The following is a 16901-nucleotide window of genomic DNA, read 5'->3' as shown; positions in this document are numbered from 1 at the left end:
GTGCGCACAGCTCCTCCACGGCCCGCGGACGGCGCCGCCATCCGGAGCCGTTAGTGTGGTGCGCCATCCGGTTGCCGTTCACCGGCTGTGTCCACCGAGAACTGGGGCCCGCGCACTCGATGACCGTCTACAGCCACCAGAGCGGCTTCACCGCTGCCAGGCCGCCCGCCTATCCGCGCCACCTGGTCACCGCGGTGATCGTCTCGCACGACGGGGCCCGCTGGCTGCCGCAGGCCCTCGCCGGCCTGCTCGGCCAGGACCGCCAGGTCCAGCGGGTGCTCGCCGTCGACACCGGCTCCACCGACAGCTCCCCGCAGTTGCTCGCCGACACCCTCGCCGACTGGCTCCCGGAGGGCGGCCCGATCGTCCTCGGCCGCCGGGCGGGCTTCGGCACCGCCGTCGGCGAGGCCGTCTTCAACAGCCCGCCGCTGCGCCCCGAGGACCTCCCCTACCGGCTCGACCCCTCCGGCTACGACCCGGTCACCGGCGGCTGGGACGACTTCGGCGACCCGCTCGGCCACGAGGACGACCTCGGCCGCGGCGGCCCGCGCGAGACCCAGCCGGTCGAGTGGCTCTGGCTGCTGCACGACGACTGCGAGCCGCAGACCGACGCGCTGCGCCGGCTGCTCCAGGTCGCCGACTCCACCCCCAGCGCCGCCGTCGTCGGTCCCAAGCTGCGCAGCTGGTACGACCGCCGCCAGCTGCTGGAGGTGGGCGTCACCATCGCCCGCTCCGGCCGCCGCTGGACCGGACTCGACCGCCGCGAGCAGGACCAGGGCCAGCACGACCAGGTCCGTCCGGTGCTCGCCGTCTCCACCGCCGGCATGCTGGTGCGCCGCGACGTCTTCGAGGAGCTCGGCGGCTTCGACCGGGCACTGCCGCTGATGCGCGACGACACCGACTTCTGCTGGCGGGTCAACGCCGCCGGCCACCGCGTCGTGGTCGCCCCCGACGCCGTGCTGCGGCACGCCGAGGCGGCCAGCCGCGAGCGCCGCGCGATCGACTGCGGCGCCTCCCACCCGCACCGGCTGGACAAGGCCGGCGCCGTCTACACCCTGCTCGCCAACTCCAAGGGCGTGCTCTTCCCCTACGTCCTGCTGCGGCTGATCCTCGGCACCCTGCTGCGGGTGGTCACCAACCTGCTCGGCAAGGACCCGAAGCAGGCGTTCGACGAGCTCGCCGGTCTCGGCCACGAACTGATCCGGCTGCCCCGGCTGCTCGCCGCCCGCAAACGCCGGGCCCGGCAGCGCGCCGCCGACGCCCTGGACGACCGCACGCTCTTCCCGGCCCCCGGAGCCACCGCCCGGCTCGCCCTCGAAGGCGTGATCGGTTCGCTCGGCATAGGGGGCGGCGACGACTCCGGAGCCGGCCGGCACGGCTCGGTCGAGGCCGGTCCGGGTGACGAGGACTCCGAGGACCTGGTCGTCGAGCAGTTCACCCTGATCAAGAAGCTGGCCCGGCGCCCGGCGCCGGTCCTGTTCGCCGCCCTGCTGGTCTTCGCCCTGGTCGCCTGCCGCGGCCTGTTCGGCGGCGGCAGCCTCTTCGGCGGCGCCCTGCTGCCCGCCACCGACGGCGCCGGCGGCCTCTGGTCGATGTACGCGGACGCCTGGCACCCCGTCGGCACCGGTTCCACCGCGGCCGCGCCGCCGTACCTCGCGGTGCTGTCGGTGCTCGCCTGGGCGCTGTTCGACCACGCCGACCTCGCGGTCACCGTGCTGGTCGTGCTCGCGGTGCCGCTCGCCGCCGTCAGCGCCTACCTGGTCTCCCGGCCGCTGCTCGACTCCAAGCTGGTCCGCGCCTGGGCCAGCGCCACCTACGCCCTGCTGCCCGCGGCCACCGGCGCGCTCGCCCAGGGCCGGATCGGCACCGCCGTCCTCGCCGTGCTGCTGCCGCCGCTGGCCCGCGCGGCCGCGATCTCCGCCGGCCTCGGCATCCGCGCCGAGAGTGCCGCCAAGGGCGCCCGGCCCGGCTGGCGCCCGGTCTGGATGACGGTCCTGCTGCTCACCCTCGCCACCGCCTTCGTGCCGCTGGCGTGGGCGCTGGCGGTGCCGCTCTGCCTGGCCATGCTCGCCGCGGCCGTGGTGCGCGGCGGGGCGTTCGGCTCCGGCGGCGCCGCGCTGCGCCTGCTCGGACTGCGCGTGCTGGTGATCCTCGCCGCCCCGGTGCTGGTGCTCGCGCCCTGGTCGCTGCAGGTGCTCGCGCACCCCCAGCGGCTGCTGCTGGAGGCCGGTCTGCCCGGTCTGCACGGCAGCGGCGCGAACGCGGTCGGCCTGCTCCTGGTCAACCCGGGCGGCGCCGGCGTGCCGCCGGTCTGGCTGTCGGCGGGCGTGGTGCTCGCCGCGCTGGCCGCCCTGCTGCGTGCCGACCGCCGCCGCGCGGTGCTCGCCGCCTGGGGCGCCGCCGGCGCCGGCCTGGTCTTCGCGGTCGTGGTGGCCGGCACCTCGGTGACCCCCGACTCCGGCGGCCCGGCCGTTCCCGCGTGGGCCGGCCCGGCCTCGCTGCTCGCCGGCATCGCCCTGCTGGCCGCCGCCGCGATCGGCGCCGACGGCGCCAACACCCGGGTGGCCGGCATCGCCTTCGGCTGGCGCCAGCCGGTCGCCGCCCTGGTGGTGGCCGCCGCGGTGCTCGCCCCGCTGGGCACCGGCGTCTGGTGGGCCGTGACCGGCGCCGACGGCCCGCTGCACCGGGCCCCGGCCGCCCAGGTGCCCGCGTTCATCGCCGAGGAGGCCGGCACCACCGACCGGTCCCGCACCCTGGTCGTCACCGGCGACCCGAAGGGCGGGTCGGTCCGCTACACCCTGGTGCGCGGCGCCGGCCTGACGCTCGGCCAGGCCGAGTCCACCGTGGACCCGGCCACCGGCACCACCGACCGCCTGGACAAGGTGGTCGGCAGCCTGCTGGCCGGCTCCGGCGCGGACCAGGCCCTGGCCCTGTCCGGCTACGGGATCGCCTACGTCCTGGTCGACCAGCCGCTGATCGGCGTCTTCAAGGACGTCCTGGACACCACCCCGGGCCTGGTCAAGGCCAACCAGGACGGCGGCGCCGCCCTCTGGCAGGTCAACGGCACCGCGGCGACCCGCGCCCTGATCACCGCCCCCGGCACCACCCCCGTGGTGGTCCCCTCCGGCGAGCGCGACGTCTCCACCACCGTCCCGGCCGGCCCCGAGGGCCGGGTGCTGCGTCTCGCCGAGGCGGCCGCCCCCGAGTGGAAGGCCACCCTGGACGGCAAGGCGCTGGAGGCCACCACCGTCGACGGCTGGGCGCAGGGCTTCAAGCTCCCGTCCGGCGCCGGCAAGCTGGTGGTCACCCGCGAGGACGGCCTGCTGCACACCGGCTGGATCTGGGCCCAGCTGCTGCTCGGTCTGACCGTCCTGGTGCTGGCCCTGCCCGGTCGCCGCAACCACAACGACGACGACCTGCCCGAGGAGGTGGTCGCCGCCGCCGCGCTGGCCGCCGCCGCCCAGGCGCAGGCGCCCGCCCCCGGCAGCCGCCGGGCCCGCCGGATGGCCGAACGCGGCGAGGGCGGCGAGGACGGCGAGGGGGACGGCGACGGCGGCGTGTACGAGGGCCGGCCGGGCACGATCCCGCAGCAGCCCGTCGGTGACCCGCCGGTCGAGGCGGTCCAGGCGGCCGCGGCCGTCCAGGACGCCGAGCCGTACGCCGACCCGTACCAGACCTACCAGCAGGCCGACCCGTACAGCTACGGCTCCTACCCGGCGCAGCAGCCGGCCGCCGCACCGTACGGCGGCGGCCAGGAGTACGGCTCCGACGGGTACCAGCAGCAGGCCTACCCGCAGGGCGGGGGGCCGGGCTACGAGCAGTACCAGCAGGACCAGCAGTACGGCGGCTACGACCCCTACCAGCAGGACGGGCAGCAGCCGTGGGTGCCGGGTCAGCCGCAGGGCGAGCCCTACTACGACCCGAACGACCCCAACAACCCCAACGGGCCCGGCCGGTACCCGCACCACCACGGATCGGGGAGCTGACCCGCGATGAAGAAGCCCGCCTTCTCGAAGAAGTCCAAGAGCCCGGCCGACGCCGGGGCACCGGACGAGGCCGCGTTCGGCCCGGCCGGTTCCACCAGGGCCACCGGGTCGTCCGCGTCGTCCGGTTCGTCCGGAGGGACGAAGACGACCCAGTCGCTGCTGGCCGCGGCCGCCGTGCTCGCCGTGGTGTTCGGGGTCGCCTGGCAGCGCCCGCCGGCCACCCCGGCCGCCGCGGGCCAGGGCGGTGCGGCGACCTCGGCGCAGGTCGAGCGGAGCGCCGCGGTCTGCCCGCAGCCGCTCCAGGGCCTGACCGGCTCGACCGTCCTCACCGCCTACACCCCGCCCGGCAGCGGTGGCGACGCCGCCGGGGCCGGCTGGGTGGCCGACGCGGCGGCGCCCGCCGCCGCGCCGACCGCGGCACCCTCGGCGGCCGCGCCCCCGGCACCGGTGCCCGCCGCCTCCGGCGCGCCCGCCGCCGACAAGGGCGGCGCGCCCTCCGACGCGCGGCTGACCCTGGCCAAGCCCGGCGCCCTGGTGGTCGCCCCCGCCGCCAACAGCGACAACGCCCCCGGCACCGGGGCGGTCGCCACCGGCGCCCTCGCGCCCGGTTTCACCGTCACCCAGACCACCACCGTCACCGAGCAGCGCGGCCTGGGCCTGTCCGGCATCACCTGCGCCCCGGCCGGGACCGGCTTCTGGTTCGCCGGTGCCAGCACCGCAGGCGACCGCACCGACTACGTCAGCCTGGTCAACACCGAGGCCACCGCCGCCGTGGTCGACATCAAGCTGTACGGCGACAAGGGCCTGATCGACAACGACGCCGCCAACGGCATCACCGTCGCCCCCGGCAGCTCGCAGTCCATCCTGCTGCCCACCATCAGCAAGGGCCAGGTCGCCGACCTCGCGGTGCACGTCGTCACCCGGAGCGGCCGGGTCGGTGCCGCCCTGCACGCCGCCGACGGGAGCAAGGGCGCCGACTGGGTGCCCTCCTCGGCCGCCCCGGCACCCACCCAGGTGCTCCCCGGCCTGCCCGCCGACACCGCCGCCGCCCATCTGGTGGTCTGGGCGCCGCCGGAGGACGACGCCGACCTGAAGATCGAGCTCTCCGGCAAGAACGGCTGGTTCACCCCGGCCGGCAACGAGTCCATCCACGTCAAGGCCGGCATGGTGGCCGCCGTCGACCTCGGCAAGGTCACCCGCGACGAGGTGGCCGGCCTGCGGCTCTCGCCCAGCGACGACAAGCACCCCACCCCGGTCGTGGCCGGCCTGCGGATCGACCGCACCGGAGCGAACGGCAAGGCCGACGCGGCGTGGCTGACCGGCACCGCCCCGGTCGGCGCCCGCGCCACGGTGGCCGACAACCGCGGCGGCGGCCCGTCGACGCTCTTCCTCACCTCCACCGGCGAGGCCGCCACGGTCAAGGTCACCGCCTCGGCCGGCACCGGCGGCGGCACCCCGACCAGCAAGGACGTCCAGCTGCCGGCCGGCGGCACGGTCGCCCTCCCGGCCCCCGAGCCCACCGGGCTGAACGGCAGCTTCGCGCTGACCGTGGAGACCGTCTCCGGCGGCCCCGTCGTGGCCGCCCGGATGCTGGCGATCACGGCCAAGGACGTGCCGATGTTCACCATCCAGGCGCTGCGCGACGACCACAGCAGTGTCAAGGTCCCGCGGGCCGCCCAGGACCAGGGCGTCGTGCTCCGCTGACACCGTGACGAACGTGACGAGCATGACGAAGGGGCGGTACCCGGTGCCGGGTACCGCCCCTTCGTCGTGGTGTCACTCCTCGTCGTAGCGAGGGTCGATGGCATCCGGTGAGAGCCCCAGCAGCTCCGCCACCTGCTCGATCAGGATCTCGTGCACCAGGGCCGCGCGGTCCTCCCGCGACTTCGCCCGGATCTCCACCGGCCGGCGGTACACGACGATCTGGCTCTTGCGCCCCTGCCGGCCCGGCGACACCTGCCCCAGCGGCACCCCGCCGTCCGCGTCCGGGCCCTGCGCCTCGTGCAGCGGGACCTCCTGGACGGCGAACTCCACTTCGATCAACTGCGGCCAACGTCGTTCAAGACGCTCCACCGACTCGCGCACGTAGTCGTCGAACAACTCGGAGCGGGTGAGCGAGATCGGTACCTGCGGGGGCGCCAGCGGGCCGCGCAGACCCCTGCCGTGCCGGTCGCGGTGGCGCGGGCGGCGCGAAGGTCCCGTCGATGACTGCGGTACAGAGCTGTCCATATCACTGCCGAGGGTAGTCCTTGGACGGTCGGAAGTGGACCACCCCGACGGCGAATGGCCCGGGCGGCGGGTGCACGGACGGGCGCGCGGACCGCGACACGGCACGCCCTCCGGGCAGGCGGTCTTCGCTCCCCGGCGAGGAGTGCGGTACCGTCCACCCTCGTGAGCTCTGTACGTCGTTGTTCGCGGACCGCGTGCGGCCGACCGGCCGTCGCGACGCTGACGTACGTCTACGCGGACTCCACCGCCGTCCTCGGCCCGCTCGCGACCTACGCCGAGCCGCACTGCTACGACCTGTGCGCCGAGCACGCCGAGCGCCTCACCGCCCCGCGCGGCTGGGAGGTCGTCCGGCTCGCCGCCGAGGCGGGCCCGCTGCGCCGCAGCAGCGACGACCTCGAAGCGCTCGCCAACGCCGTCCGCGAGGCCGCCCGCCCGCAGACTCCCCGTCAGGGCCGCGGGCCCGAGGGGGAGTCCACCGAGGCCGGCCGCCGCGGCCACCTGCGCGTGCTGCGCTCGCCCGACAACTGACGGCCAGCCCCGCCCGCACCGCGCACGGGGGCTTCGCCCGACCCCGGTACGCTGCCGGTCTACCGCCCGTCCGTCGGCGCGGTGCACCGACACAGCGTGACCCGGGGGCGGCCAGCCGCCCCCGGAAGCACATCGATCAGACAGAGACCAGGGTGGAGCCGCAGTGCGCGACCTCAAGCAGCTCGTGAAGGCGTACGACGTTCGAGGCGTCGTCCCGGACCAGTGGGACGAGGGCCTCGCGCGTGCCTTCGGCGCCGCGTTCGTGCGGGTCACCGGAGCGTCCGCGATCGTGGTCGGCCACGACATGCGGCCGTCCTCCCCGTCGCTGAGCCGGGCCTTCGCCGAGGGCGCCGCGGCGTACGGCGCGGACGTGGTCGAGATCGGCCTCTGCTCGACCGACCAGCTGTACTACGCCAGCGGAAAGCTCGACCTGCCCGGCGCGATGTTCACCGCCAGCCACAACCCGGCGCAGTACAACGGCATCAAGCTCTGCCGGGCCGGCGCCGCGCCGGTCGGCCAGGACACCGGCCTCGCCGACATCCGCGAGCTGGTCGAGTCCTGGACCGCGCCGGACGACACCGTCACCGTGCCCGCGGTGGACATCGAGCCCGGCGGGCTGTCCGCCCAGGACACCCTGCGCGGCTACGCCGACCACCTGCTCGGCCTGGTCGACCTGACCGCGATCCGGCCGCTCAAGGTCGTCGTCGACGCCGGCAACGGGATGGGCGGCCACACCGTGCCGACCGTCCTCGACGGCCTGCCGGTCGAGCTCGTCCCGATGTACTTCGAGCTGGACGGCACCTTCCCCAACCACGAGGCCAACCCGCTCGACCCGAAGAACATCGTCGACCTGCAGGCCAGGGTCCGCGAGGTCGGCGCCGACCTCGGCCTCGCCTTCGACGGCGACGCGGACCGCTGCTTCGTCGTCGACGAGCGCGGCGAGCCGGTCTCCCCGTCCGCGATCACCGCGCTGGTCGCGGTCCGCGAGGTCGCCCGGGCCAAGGCCGCCGGTGAGGACGAGCCGACCGTCATCCACAACCTGATCACCTCCTGGACCGTGCCCGAGGTGGTCCGGGAGCTCGGCGCCAAGCCGGTCCGCACCCGGGTCGGCCACTCCTTCATCAAGCAGGAGATGGCCGTCACCGACGCGGTCTTCGGCGGCGAGCACTCCGCGCACTACTACTTCCGCGACTTCTGGCGGGCCGACACCGGCATGCTGGCCGCGCTGCACGTGCTGGCCGCCCTCGGCGGGCAGGACGGCACGCTGTCCGCCCTCACCGCGGAGTACGACCGCTACGCCGCCTCCGGCGAGATCAACAGCACCGTCGCCGACCAGGCCGGCCGCTCCGCCGCCGTCCGGGCCGCGTACGCGGGCCTGGAGGGCACCACCGTGGACGAGCTGGACGGCCTCACCGTGGCCGGGCCCGACTGGTGGTTCAACCTGCGCGCCTCCAACACGGAGCCGCTGCTGCGCCTCAACGTCGAGGCCAAGGACCCGGCCAGGATGGCGGAGCTGCGCGACGGCGTGCTCGCCGTCGTCCGCGGCTGACACCCACCCGACGCACGCCCCCCGCGGGCGCCCCGAGGCACGCGCCCGACGCACGCGCCTGACGCACGCCGCCTGTGCCCCGGCCGGTAGGGTTTCCTCCTGGCCGGGGCACCGCCGTGCCACCCCCGAGATCTGGAGCCCGACACCCCATGAAGCTCGAATCCTTCCTGCTGGAGATCCTGGTCTGCCCGCAGTGCCGGGCCGCTCTCACCGAGGGCGGCAGCGAGGAGCACCCCGAGCTGCTCTGCACCGGTGCGGGCTGCGGCCTCGCCTACCCCGTCCGGGACGGCATTCCGGTGCTGCTGGTGGACGAGGCCCGCCGCCCGGCCTGATCCTTGGGGCCAAGACCCGCAGGGGGCGCGGACCCGGACGGACCCGCCCTCGCAGCGCCCAGCCAGCAGCCGGAGGCCCGCCGCATGCTCGACGACACCCTGCTCGACGACCCGGCCGCCCTCCAGCGCGCCGACCACGACCGCGCCCTGCTGGCCCTGGCCGGCGCCGGTGCGCGCGTGCGCACCGCGCTGCGGCTCGCCGACGCGGCCGGCGTGGACCGGCTGCGCCCCGACGGCCGCCCGCGCGCGGTGCTGGTGGCGGGCCACGGCAGCGCGCTGACGGCGGGCGAGATCCTCGCCGCGCTGGCCGGCACCGCCAGCCTGGTCGCACCGCTGCCGCCCACCGACGCCGCCCCCGTGCCGCGGACCGACCGGGCCTCGGCGCCGCCGGTGTTCACCGCCGGGCTGGCCTGGCAGCTGCCCGGCTGGGCCGGGCCGCTCGACCTGCTGGTGATCAGCTCCGCCGACGGCGGCGAGCAGGGCCTGGTGGCCCTCGCCGAACAGGCCTACGCGCGCGGCTGCGCCATCGTCGTCACCGCCCCCGCCGGCAGCCGGCTGGCCGAGGCCGCCCTCCAGGTGCGCGCGCTGCCGCTGCCCTACGTGCCGTCGAACCTGCCCGACGACGGCACGCCCCCGGCCGGGCCGGCCGCCGAGCCGGACCTCCCGGCCGAGGACCCGGCCGCGCTCTGGGCCCACCTCACCCCGCTGCTCGCCCTGGCGCAGAAGCTCGGCGTCACCCAGCTGCCCTACGACGCGCCGGCCGCCACCGCCGATCTGCTGGACGAGGCCGCCGTGCGCTGCCGGCCGGACGCCGCCGCGTACACCAATCCCGCCAAGAGCCTGGCCGCCCGGCTGGCCGGTACCGTGCCGCTGCTCTGGGCCGAGGGCCCGGTGGCCGGGGCGGCCGTGGCCCGGTTCGCCGCCCAGCTCGCCGAGCGGGCCGGCCGCCCGGCACCGGCCGGGCTGCTGCCGCAGGTGCTGACCGCGCACCGCGGCATGTTCGCCGGCCAGCTCGGCGGGGGCGCCGACCCCGGCGACTTCTTCCGCGACCGGGTCGACGAGCCGGATCCGCTGCACCTGCAGGTGCTGGTGCTGCGGCACCTCCCGGGTGGGGCGGCCGCCGGCGAGGAGGACCCGGGGCCGGCCGAGGTGCCGGCCGACGACGAGCGCCCGCGCGGCTACGCGACGACCCGGGCGCACCGGCTGGCCGCCGCCCACGACGTCCGGCTCACCGAGTACGCCAGCACCCGGCCCGACCCCTTGCACGCGCTGGCCGACCTGATCGCGCTGACCGACTTCGCCGCCGTCTACCTGGGGCTCGCGGCGCAGTCCTGAGCCGCGACACGGCGGCCCGGTACCGTATGCGCTCGACAGAACTCGACCGAGGCGGAACTCGACAGAGACGGCACTCGACAGAGCAGAGCGCGGGCCGCGTGAACGGCCCCCGGCGGAGGGATCCACCCGAGCATGAGCACCGAAGGCGGTACCAAGGCCCTGGTCGCGGCCCTCACCGCGAACCTGGGCATCGCGGTCGGCAAGTTCGTGGCCTTCGCGTTCTCCGGCTCCTCCTCGATGCTGGCCGAGGGCGTCCACTCGCTGGCCGACTCCGGCAACCAGGTGCTGCTGCTGGTCGGCGGCAAGCGCTCGCAGCGGGTGGCCACCCCCGAGCACCCGTTCGGGTACGGGCGCGAGCGCTACATCTACGCCTTCCTGGTCTCCATCGTGCTGTTCAGCGTCGGCGGCATGTTCGCCGTCTACGAGGGCTACGAGAAGATCGCCCACCCGCACGAGCTGGACAACTGGTACTGGCCGATCGGCGTGCTGGTCATGGCGATCGGGCTGGAGGCGTGGTCCTTCTTCACCGCCTACCGCGAGGCCGTCAAGGACAAGGGCACGCACGGCTGGGCCGCCTACATCCGCCGGGCCAAGGCACCGGAGCTGCCGGTCGTCCTGCTGGAGGACAGCGGCGCGCTGATCGGCCTGGTGCTGGCGCTCCTCGGGGTCGGCCTGACGGTGATCACCGGGGACGGTGTCTGGGACGGCATCGGCACCCTGGCGATCGGCCTGCTGCTGATCGTGATCGCCCTCGTGCTGGCGTCGGAGACCAGGTCGCTGCTGATCGGCGAGTCCGCCCACCAGGAGGTGGTGGCCGAGATCCGCGACGCCCTGGTCGACCACGACTCCGTCACCCGGGTGATCCACATGCGGACCCTGCACCTCGGCCCGGAGGAGCTGCTGGTCGCCGCCAAGATCGCGGTCAACGCGGAGGACACCGCCGCGCAGGTGGCGCAGGCCATCGACGCCGCCGAGGCCCGGGTCCGCCGGGCCGTCCCGATCGCCCGGGCCATCTACCTGGAGCCCGACGTGTACAGCGCCGAGAAGGAGGCGCGGGGCGACGACCCCTACGCCACCCCCGGCGGACCGGTGCCGGGCGCGCACTGAGCGCCGGTCCGCCGCCCGCCCGGGGCGGCAGGCCGAAAAACGGTCATACCGAGCCGCCCCAGGGGCCCGCCGGTGTAGATTCGTCACCAGAGCCAGAACGTCGCTGCTGATGGCGGTCGATCGGCGACCCGTCCCCCGTGGACGCGCGCCGGTCGAGGGAGAGAGGTCCTCCGACGGTTTGTGCTGAGCAGCAGGGAGCCGGTCCCTCCTAGGGCCCGGTGGCCCCGGCGTTGCCGCGCACCCGTGCGGCCCGCGCCGTGCCGCGACGCACACCCAGGACCTTTGGCCGTGCCCCACCCCCATCAGCGAGGAGCAGACGCATGTCGACCGACATCACCGGTGACTTCAAGGTCGCCGACCTTTCCCTGGCGCCGTTCGGCCGCAAGGAGATCCAGCTGGCCGAGCACGAGATGCCCGGCCTGATGTCCATCCGCGCCGAGTACGCGGCGTCGCAGCCGCTGGCCGGCGCCCGGATCACCGGCTCGCTGCACATGACCGTGCAGACCGCCGTGCTGATCGAGACCCTCACGGCTCTCGGCGCCGAGGTCCGCTGGTGCTCCTGCAACATCTTCTCCACCCAGGACCACGCCGCCGCCGCCATCGCGGTCGGCCCGGAGGGCACCCCGGAGAACCCGCAGGGTGTGCCGGTCTTCGCCTGGAAGGGCGAGACGCTGGACGAGTACTGGTGGTGCACCGAGCAGGCGCTGACCTGGCCGAACGGCCAGACCCCGAACATGATCCTGGACGACGGCGGCGACGCCACCCTGCTGATCCACAAGGGCGTCGAGTTCGAGAAGGCCGGTGCCGCGCCGGACCCGTCGACCGCGGACAACGACGAGTTCCGGATCATCCTGGAGCTGCTCAACCGCACCCTGGTCGAGACCCCGAACAAGTGGACCGAGGTCGCCGCCACCATCAAGGGCGTGACCGAGGAGACCACCACCGGTGTCCACCGCCTGTACGAGATGCACCGTGACGGCAACCTGCTGTTCCCGGCGATCAACGTCAACGACTCGGTCACCAAGTCGAAGTTCGACAACAAGTACGGCTGCCGCCACTCGCTGATCGACGGCATCAACCGTGCCACCGACGTGCTGATCGGCGGCAAGGTCGCCGTCGTCGCCGGCTACGGCGACGTGGGCAAGGGCTGCGCCGAGTCGCTGCGCGGCCAGGGCGCCCGCGTCATCGTCACCGAGATCGACCCGATCTGCGCCCTGCAGGCGGCGATGGACGGCTACCAGGTCGCGACCCTGGAGGATGTCGTCGAGACGGCCGACATCTTCATCACGACGACCGGCAACAAGGACATCATCATGGCCTCGCACATGGCCCGGATGAAGCACCAGGCCATCGTCGGCAACATCGGCCACTTCGACAACGAGATCGACATGGCCGGCCTGGCCCAGCTGCCGGGTGTCGTGAAGACCGAGGTCAAGCCGCAGGTCCACGAGTGGCGCAAGGAGGACGGCCGCACCATCATCGTCCTCTCCGAGGGCCGCCTGCTGAACCTGGGCAACGCGACCGGCCACCCGTCGTTCGTGATGTCCAACTCCTTCGCCAACCAGACGATCGCGCAGATCGAGCTGTTCACGAAGACCGAGCAGTACCCGATCGGCGTCTACGTGCTGCCGAAGCACCTGGACGAGAAGGTCGCCCGCCTGCACCTCGACGCGCTGGGCGTGAAGCTGACCACCCTCAGCAAGGACCAGGCCGACTACATCGGCGTCCCGGTCGAGGGCCCGTACAAGGCGGACCAGTACCGCTACTGATCCGGTGACACGGCCGTGTCCGGGCGCGGTCAGCGCAGGACGTCGGTCGTCCAGGTCAGCGGGTCGACCGGCAGCGGATTGTCGGAGACCAGCCAGTGGGCCGGCCGCCCGTCGACCGAGGGGGCCGGCACCGCGTGCTGACCGACGTGCGGAGGCTCGGCCGTCCCCGGGGCGAGCGACAGGGAGAGGTTCGGCGTCGACTGTTCCTTGGTCCACACCTTGGCGGACGTGTGCTCGGCCCCCAACGCGGCGGCGAAGCCGTAGCCGATGCCGCCCGTTCCCCGCGCCGACTCCGGCAGCGCGGCCAGCGCCTTCCGCAGGTCGAGGGAGGCGTCGAGGTCGACGCCCGTGCCCGCCGTGTCGGGTTCGACGCCGCTGCGCGTCGTCCGGCGCCACCAGGGTGATCGCTGCTCGGCGAGGAACGTGTTGACCAGCACCTTGCGGGCGTAGCCGTCGACGTTCTCCACCCGTCCGGCCCGTGGCCAGTTCACGTAGAGCTTGCTGATGCTCTCCTGGACCAGGTCGTCCGCACGGTGCCAGTCCCCGCACAGCAAGTAGGCGACCTTGCGCAGCCAGCCGCTCCTGGAGGCCACGTACGCGGTGAACTCCGCTTCGCGTGCCGTCTTCGCCATCCCCTGCCCCCCTTCCGTCGTACCGGCGGCGCCGATCGGCGCCGTCCACCCCCTCATGCGGCCACCCGGACCGAACGTTGCATGCCGGACGGCCGCGACCGTCCACGTAGGCTCTCGGGCATGCCCAACGGCCGGTACTCGCTCCACGACACCCACGACCACCTCCTGCTCGGCGAGGAGCGCTTCAGCTGCGCCCCCGGGCCGGCCGGCTGGCGGTACGTCTCCAAGACGTACGGGCCCGAGGGGCAGGTGCTCGGCACGGTCGACCTGACGCTGGACTCGCGGGCCCGGCCGCTGCGGACCGAGCTGCGGGCGGGGGGCTGGCAGGTCCGCGGCGGGGCGGTCGACGGGGTGGCCTGGGTGCGTACCGACGCGGCCGACCCGGCCGGGGCGCACGCGGTGGAGGGCCACGACCGGGCCCACGGCTTCGCCGGGCGCTCGCCGGCCTTCCTGGTCGCCACCGCCCGGCTGCTGCGGCTGCGGGAGGGGGCGAGCGCGAAGGTGCGGCTGGTCGCCTTCACCGAGCCGGTGCTGGCGCCGCGCACCTTCGACCAGGGCTGGCTGCTGGAGGGGGTGGAGACGCACGCGACGGACTCGGGGCCGCTGCTGGTCGAGCGCTTCCAGGTGGCGGACCTGGAGACGGGCGAGCAGCAGGTGGTGCACCTCGCCGGGGACGTGGTGCTGGCGGCCGCGGGGGTGGAGCTGGAGGAACTGGAGTCACCGCCGAACGCCTGGCCCGTCGAGTTCGACGGTCGGTAGCGGGTCTGCGGGTCTCGGTGGGCTGTGGGGTCGGGGACCGGTCGGTCAGGCGGGCGGGGCGAATCCGGTGCCGGGGGCCGGCTGCGGGGCAGGGGCCGGTTGGGCCGGTGTCGGTGCCGGAGTCGGGGGTGTGGTGGGGAGTGCGGAGGCGGGGGCAGCCGAGGGCGCGGGGGATCCGGGCGGGGCCGGTGCGGCGGGGGCGGGCGGGCCCGCCACCGGGGGCAGCGGCTGCGTCCGGGGGTGCGGCTGCGCCAGGGGGTGCTGTCCGTAACCCTGCGCCTTGGTCCACTCCCGCCGCTGGCGCTCGGTCAGCACCGCGCCGAGGTACGCCGCCGGGTGCAGCCCGTACGGGACGGCGTGCCCGGTGCGGGTGGCGAGGTCGTCGGCGAGGCGGGCGGACATCTGGTGTGCCACCGCCGGGTCCAGCTGGCCGATCCGGCCGAGCAGCTGGCGGATCGCCAACCAGAGCGGCTCCGGCACGGCGGACAGGTCCAGCGCGACCAGCTCGCCGCCGATCGCCTGCAGCAACTGCGGGTGCACCGGCGGCAGCGCGTTCGCCGTCCCACCGCCGCCGGGCACCCGCTCGCGGACCACCAGCGTCCCCGCGAAGACGTCGCCCAGCCGCTTGCCGTCCGCCGACACCGCCGAGCAGATCGCCGCCGGCACGCCGCTCAGCACGATGATCTCGAAGAAGCCGACCAGCCCGCGCACCAGCGAGTGGCGGAACCGCACCGGCCCGCCGTCGGTGCGCACCACCCGCAGGCCCAGCGCGGCCTTCCCGAGCGAGCGCCCGCGGGTGAGGGTCTCGATCATGACGGGCAGCGCCACCAGGAAGAACACCATGAGCCCGAGCATGACCGCGGCGAGGGCCGCGCCGTCGAGGTCGACGAGGGCGAAACTCAGCACCAGGGCGGACACCACCAGCGCGGCGCCCTGCACGAGCAGGTCCAGTCCGGTCGCCAGCGCCCGGCTCGGAAGCTTCGCCGTGCGCAGGCCGAGGACGACCGCCTCGCCCGTCACCAGGTCGCTCAAGACACCCGTCCGTTCCCGTCGGTGATTCATGGTCCGCGGTTCGCGGGGAGGGACGGCCGTCGGATCGGCCCCCACGACCCCGTGATCTGCAGTCGTCAACATACGGGGCCGCGGACCCGCACGGGAAGGGAGGTCCCGACGGCCCGCGCCCGGCCTCTCCCTGGCATGCTGGGCCCACTTGTCCGCACCCGCCTGCCCGCGCGCCCCGCGCCGACCATGGAGCTGCCGCATGGACCTGGACGTCTTCGTCGCCACCCACCAGGGGGAGTGGGCACGGCTGGACGCCCTCGCCAGGAACCGCCGGCTCACCGGCGAGGAGGCGGACGAGCTGGTCACCCTCTACCAGCGCGTCACCGGCCATCTGGCCAAGGTCCAGGCCGCTGCGCCGGACCCGACGTTGGAGGGCCGGCTCACCAGCCTGGTCTCCCGGGCCCGCGACGCCGTCACGGGGACCCGCACCAGCGGTTGGCGGGACGTCGCGCGCTACTACACGGTGAGCTTCCCGGCCGCGCTCTACCGCTCGCGCCGGTGGTGGCTGCCGGTCGCCGTCCTCTCCCTGCTCGCCACCGCCGTGATCGCGTGGTGGGTGGCCACCCACCCGGAGGTGCGGAACAGCCTGGCCACGCCGGAGGCGCTGCGCGAGATGACCAGGCCCGGGGGTGAGTACGAGGCGTACTACTCGGACCGCCCCGCGAGCTCGTTCGCGGCCCAGGTCTGGACGAACAACGCCTGGATCGCGGTGCAGTGCCTGCTGTTCGGTGTCGCTCTGGGCATTCCCGTGCTCTTCGTGATGTGGAGCAACGTCCTCAACCTCGGACTCGGGGTCGGCCTGATGGCCTCGGCCGGCCGGCTCGACATCTTCCTCGGGCTGCTCATTCCGCACGGTCTGCTGGAACTGACCGCCGTCTTCGTCGCCGGCGGGCTGGGCCTGCGCCTGGGGTGGACGATCATCGACCCCGGTCCCCGGACTCGTGGGACCGCCCTCGCGGAACAGGGACGGAGCATCATCGGTATGGCCATCGGCCTGGCGACGGTGCTGGCGGTCTCCGGTGTCCTGGAAGCCTTCGTGACCCCCTCCGGCCTCCCCACCTGGGCCCGTATCGCCATTGGCGTGCTGGCCGAGGTCGCATTCCTGCTCTACGCCCTGGTGCTGGGCCGCAAGGCCGCCGCAGGCGGCGAGACCGGCGATCTGGATGCCGCCGATCGGGCGGACCTGCAGCCGGTCGCGGCGTGAGCCGGTGTGATCGACAGGCCTCTGACCTGCTACTCTTCTCGCATCCCGGTCAAACCATTGACGTGGCACGACTGGGCTAGTAGGTTTCAACGGTTGGGACTGGTTGGACAACATCCGGTCCGAGGCGTTAGTGTCTACGACACCGCCGAATCAGGGTCACCGCATTTCACGAAGTGCGCGCCCTTTGACGAGGTAAACCCCCTGGAACTGAGCACACTGAAGGCTTTGATAGGCTTCGGAGCGAAGTCGAAGGAAATCCCTCCAGCGGGAATTCAGAGAAACAAGCGCCGGTAAGAACGGCCGCGAGGATCTGATAAGCTGGGAACACGAAAGAACGAAGCGCCCGGAGGGCCCGCTGGAAGGCGGTCCGAAGGAAGTGTCCGTTCCTTGAGAACTCAACAGCGTGCCA

13 protein-coding genes are annotated in these 16901 nt (G+C 74.3%); 10 read left to right on the top strand and 3 right to left on the bottom strand.

Annotation, left to right across the window (positions count from 1 at the left end):
- The first annotated feature begins 119 nt into the window (after positions 1 to 119).
- Together ACIQTO_RS36860 and ACIQTO_RS36855 are read left to right on the top strand one after the other, a co-directional pair.
- The gene (locus ACIQTO_RS36860) at positions 120 to 3986 is read left to right on the top strand and encodes a glycosyltransferase family 2 protein (protein ID WP_402397783.1); all 3867 of its coding nucleotides are present in this window, start codon (positions 120 to 122) and stop codon (positions 3984 to 3986) included.
- Positions 3987 to 3992: 6 nt separating this feature from the next.
- A complete protein-coding gene (locus ACIQTO_RS36855) occupies positions 3993 to 5690 on the top strand; it encodes a DUF5719 family protein (protein WP_402397780.1) in 1698 nt (565 codons plus the stop codon).
- Between the two features lie 72 nt (positions 5691 to 5762).
- On the opposite strand, the gene ACIQTO_RS36850 is transcribed toward ACIQTO_RS36855, so the two are convergent.
- Entirely contained in the window at positions 5763 to 6215 is a 453-nt protein-coding gene (locus ACIQTO_RS36850) for a metallopeptidase family protein (protein WP_402397777.1), read from the bottom strand.
- 162 nt (positions 6216 to 6377) lie between these two features.
- Here ACIQTO_RS36850 and ACIQTO_RS36845 point away from each other — a divergent pair, with 162 nt between their 5' ends.
- From ACIQTO_RS36845 to ahcY, 6 genes are all read left to right on the top strand, one after another.
- Complete coding sequence (locus tag ACIQTO_RS36845) at positions 6378 to 6743, top strand: DUF3499 domain-containing protein (protein ID WP_360192635.1); 366 nt, start codon at positions 6378 to 6380, stop codon at positions 6741 to 6743.
- A gap of 163 nt (positions 6744 to 6906) precedes the next feature.
- Entirely contained in the window at positions 6907 to 8292 is a 1386-nt protein-coding gene (locus tag ACIQTO_RS36840) for a phosphomannomutase/phosphoglucomutase (protein ID WP_402397774.1), read from the top strand.
- Between the two features lie 149 nt (positions 8293 to 8441).
- Entirely contained in the window at positions 8442 to 8624 is a 183-nt protein-coding gene (locus tag ACIQTO_RS36835) for a Trm112 family protein (RefSeq protein ID WP_402397771.1), read from the top strand.
- Positions 8625 to 8708: 84 nt separating this feature from the next.
- Positions 8709 to 9959 carry an SIS domain-containing protein gene (locus tag ACIQTO_RS36830; protein ID WP_402397769.1) on the top strand — a complete coding sequence of 417 codons (1251 nt, stop codon included), beginning with the start codon at positions 8709 to 8711 and terminating at the stop codon, positions 9957 to 9959.
- A gap of 132 nt (positions 9960 to 10091) precedes the next feature.
- The gene (locus tag ACIQTO_RS36825; protein ID WP_402397766.1) at positions 10092 to 11066 is read left to right on the top strand and encodes a cation diffusion facilitator family transporter; all 975 of its coding nucleotides are present in this window, start codon (positions 10092 to 10094) and stop codon (positions 11064 to 11066) included.
- 320 nt (positions 11067 to 11386) lie between these two features.
- The gene (gene ahcY / locus ACIQTO_RS36820; protein ID WP_402397763.1) at positions 11387 to 12835 is read left to right on the top strand and encodes an adenosylhomocysteinase; all 1449 of its coding nucleotides are present in this window, start codon (positions 11387 to 11389) and stop codon (positions 12833 to 12835) included.
- Between the two features lie 29 nt (positions 12836 to 12864).
- On the opposite strand, the gene ACIQTO_RS36815 is transcribed toward ahcY, so the two are convergent.
- Complete coding sequence (locus ACIQTO_RS36815; protein ID WP_402397760.1) at positions 12865 to 13467, bottom strand: sigma factor; 603 nt, start codon at positions 13465 to 13467, stop codon at positions 12865 to 12867.
- A gap of 120 nt (positions 13468 to 13587) precedes the next feature.
- On the opposite strand from ACIQTO_RS36815, the gene ACIQTO_RS36810 reads away from it, so the two are divergent.
- The gene (locus ACIQTO_RS36810; protein ID WP_402397757.1) at positions 13588 to 14226 is read left to right on the top strand and encodes a hypothetical protein; all 639 of its coding nucleotides are present in this window, start codon (positions 13588 to 13590) and stop codon (positions 14224 to 14226) included.
- Positions 14227 to 14271: 45 nt separating this feature from the next.
- Here ACIQTO_RS36810 and ACIQTO_RS36805 read toward each other — a convergent pair whose 3' ends face one another.
- Entirely contained in the window at positions 14272 to 15258 is a 987-nt protein-coding gene (locus tag ACIQTO_RS36805) for an RDD family protein (protein ID WP_402397755.1), read from the bottom strand.
- Between the two features lie 229 nt (positions 15259 to 15487).
- Between ACIQTO_RS36805 and ACIQTO_RS36800 the strand changes: the two genes are divergently transcribed.
- A complete protein-coding gene (locus ACIQTO_RS36800) occupies positions 15488 to 16492 on the top strand; it encodes a stage II sporulation protein M (protein ID WP_402397752.1) in 1005 nt (334 codons plus the stop codon).
- Positions 16493 to 16901 lie beyond the last annotated feature (409 nt).

This window comes from Kitasatospora sp. NPDC091207 (genome assembly GCF_044768625.1).
Taxonomy (GTDB): domain Bacteria; phylum Actinomycetota; class Actinomycetes; order Streptomycetales; family Streptomycetaceae; genus Kitasatospora.
This window is presented reverse-complemented; position numbering and strand designations above follow the sequence as displayed.

Bases quoted from the DNA above. Each gene is read 5' to 3' on its own strand.
- ACIQTO_RS36860 (WP_402397783.1), top strand. From the start codon at position 120: ATGACCGTCTACAGCCACCAGAGCGGCTTCACCGCTGCCAGGCCGCCC.
- ACIQTO_RS36855 (WP_402397780.1), top strand. From the start codon at position 3,993: ATGAAGAAGCCCGCCTTCTCGAAGAAGTCCAAGAGCCCGGCCGACGCC.
- ACIQTO_RS36850 (WP_402397777.1), bottom strand. From the start codon at position 6,215: ATGGACAGCTCTGTACCGCAGTCATCGACGGGACCTTCGCGCCGCCCG.
- ACIQTO_RS36835 (WP_402397771.1), top strand. From the start codon at position 8,442: ATGAAGCTCGAATCCTTCCTGCTGGAGATCCTGGTCTGCCCGCAGTGC.
- ACIQTO_RS36830 (WP_402397769.1), top strand. From the start codon at position 8,709: ATGCTCGACGACACCCTGCTCGACGACCCGGCCGCCCTCCAGCGCGCC.
- ACIQTO_RS36825 (WP_402397766.1), top strand. From the start codon at position 10,092: ATGAGCACCGAAGGCGGTACCAAGGCCCTGGTCGCGGCCCTCACCGCG.
- ahcY (WP_402397763.1), top strand. From the start codon at position 11,387: ATGTCGACCGACATCACCGGTGACTTCAAGGTCGCCGACCTTTCCCTG.
- ACIQTO_RS36815 (WP_402397760.1), bottom strand. From the start codon at position 13,467: ATGGCGAAGACGGCACGCGAAGCGGAGTTCACCGCGTACGTGGCCTCC.
- ACIQTO_RS36810 (WP_402397757.1), top strand. From the start codon at position 13,588: ATGCCCAACGGCCGGTACTCGCTCCACGACACCCACGACCACCTCCTG.
- ACIQTO_RS36800 (WP_402397752.1), top strand. From the start codon at position 15,488: ATGGACCTGGACGTCTTCGTCGCCACCCACCAGGGGGAGTGGGCACGG.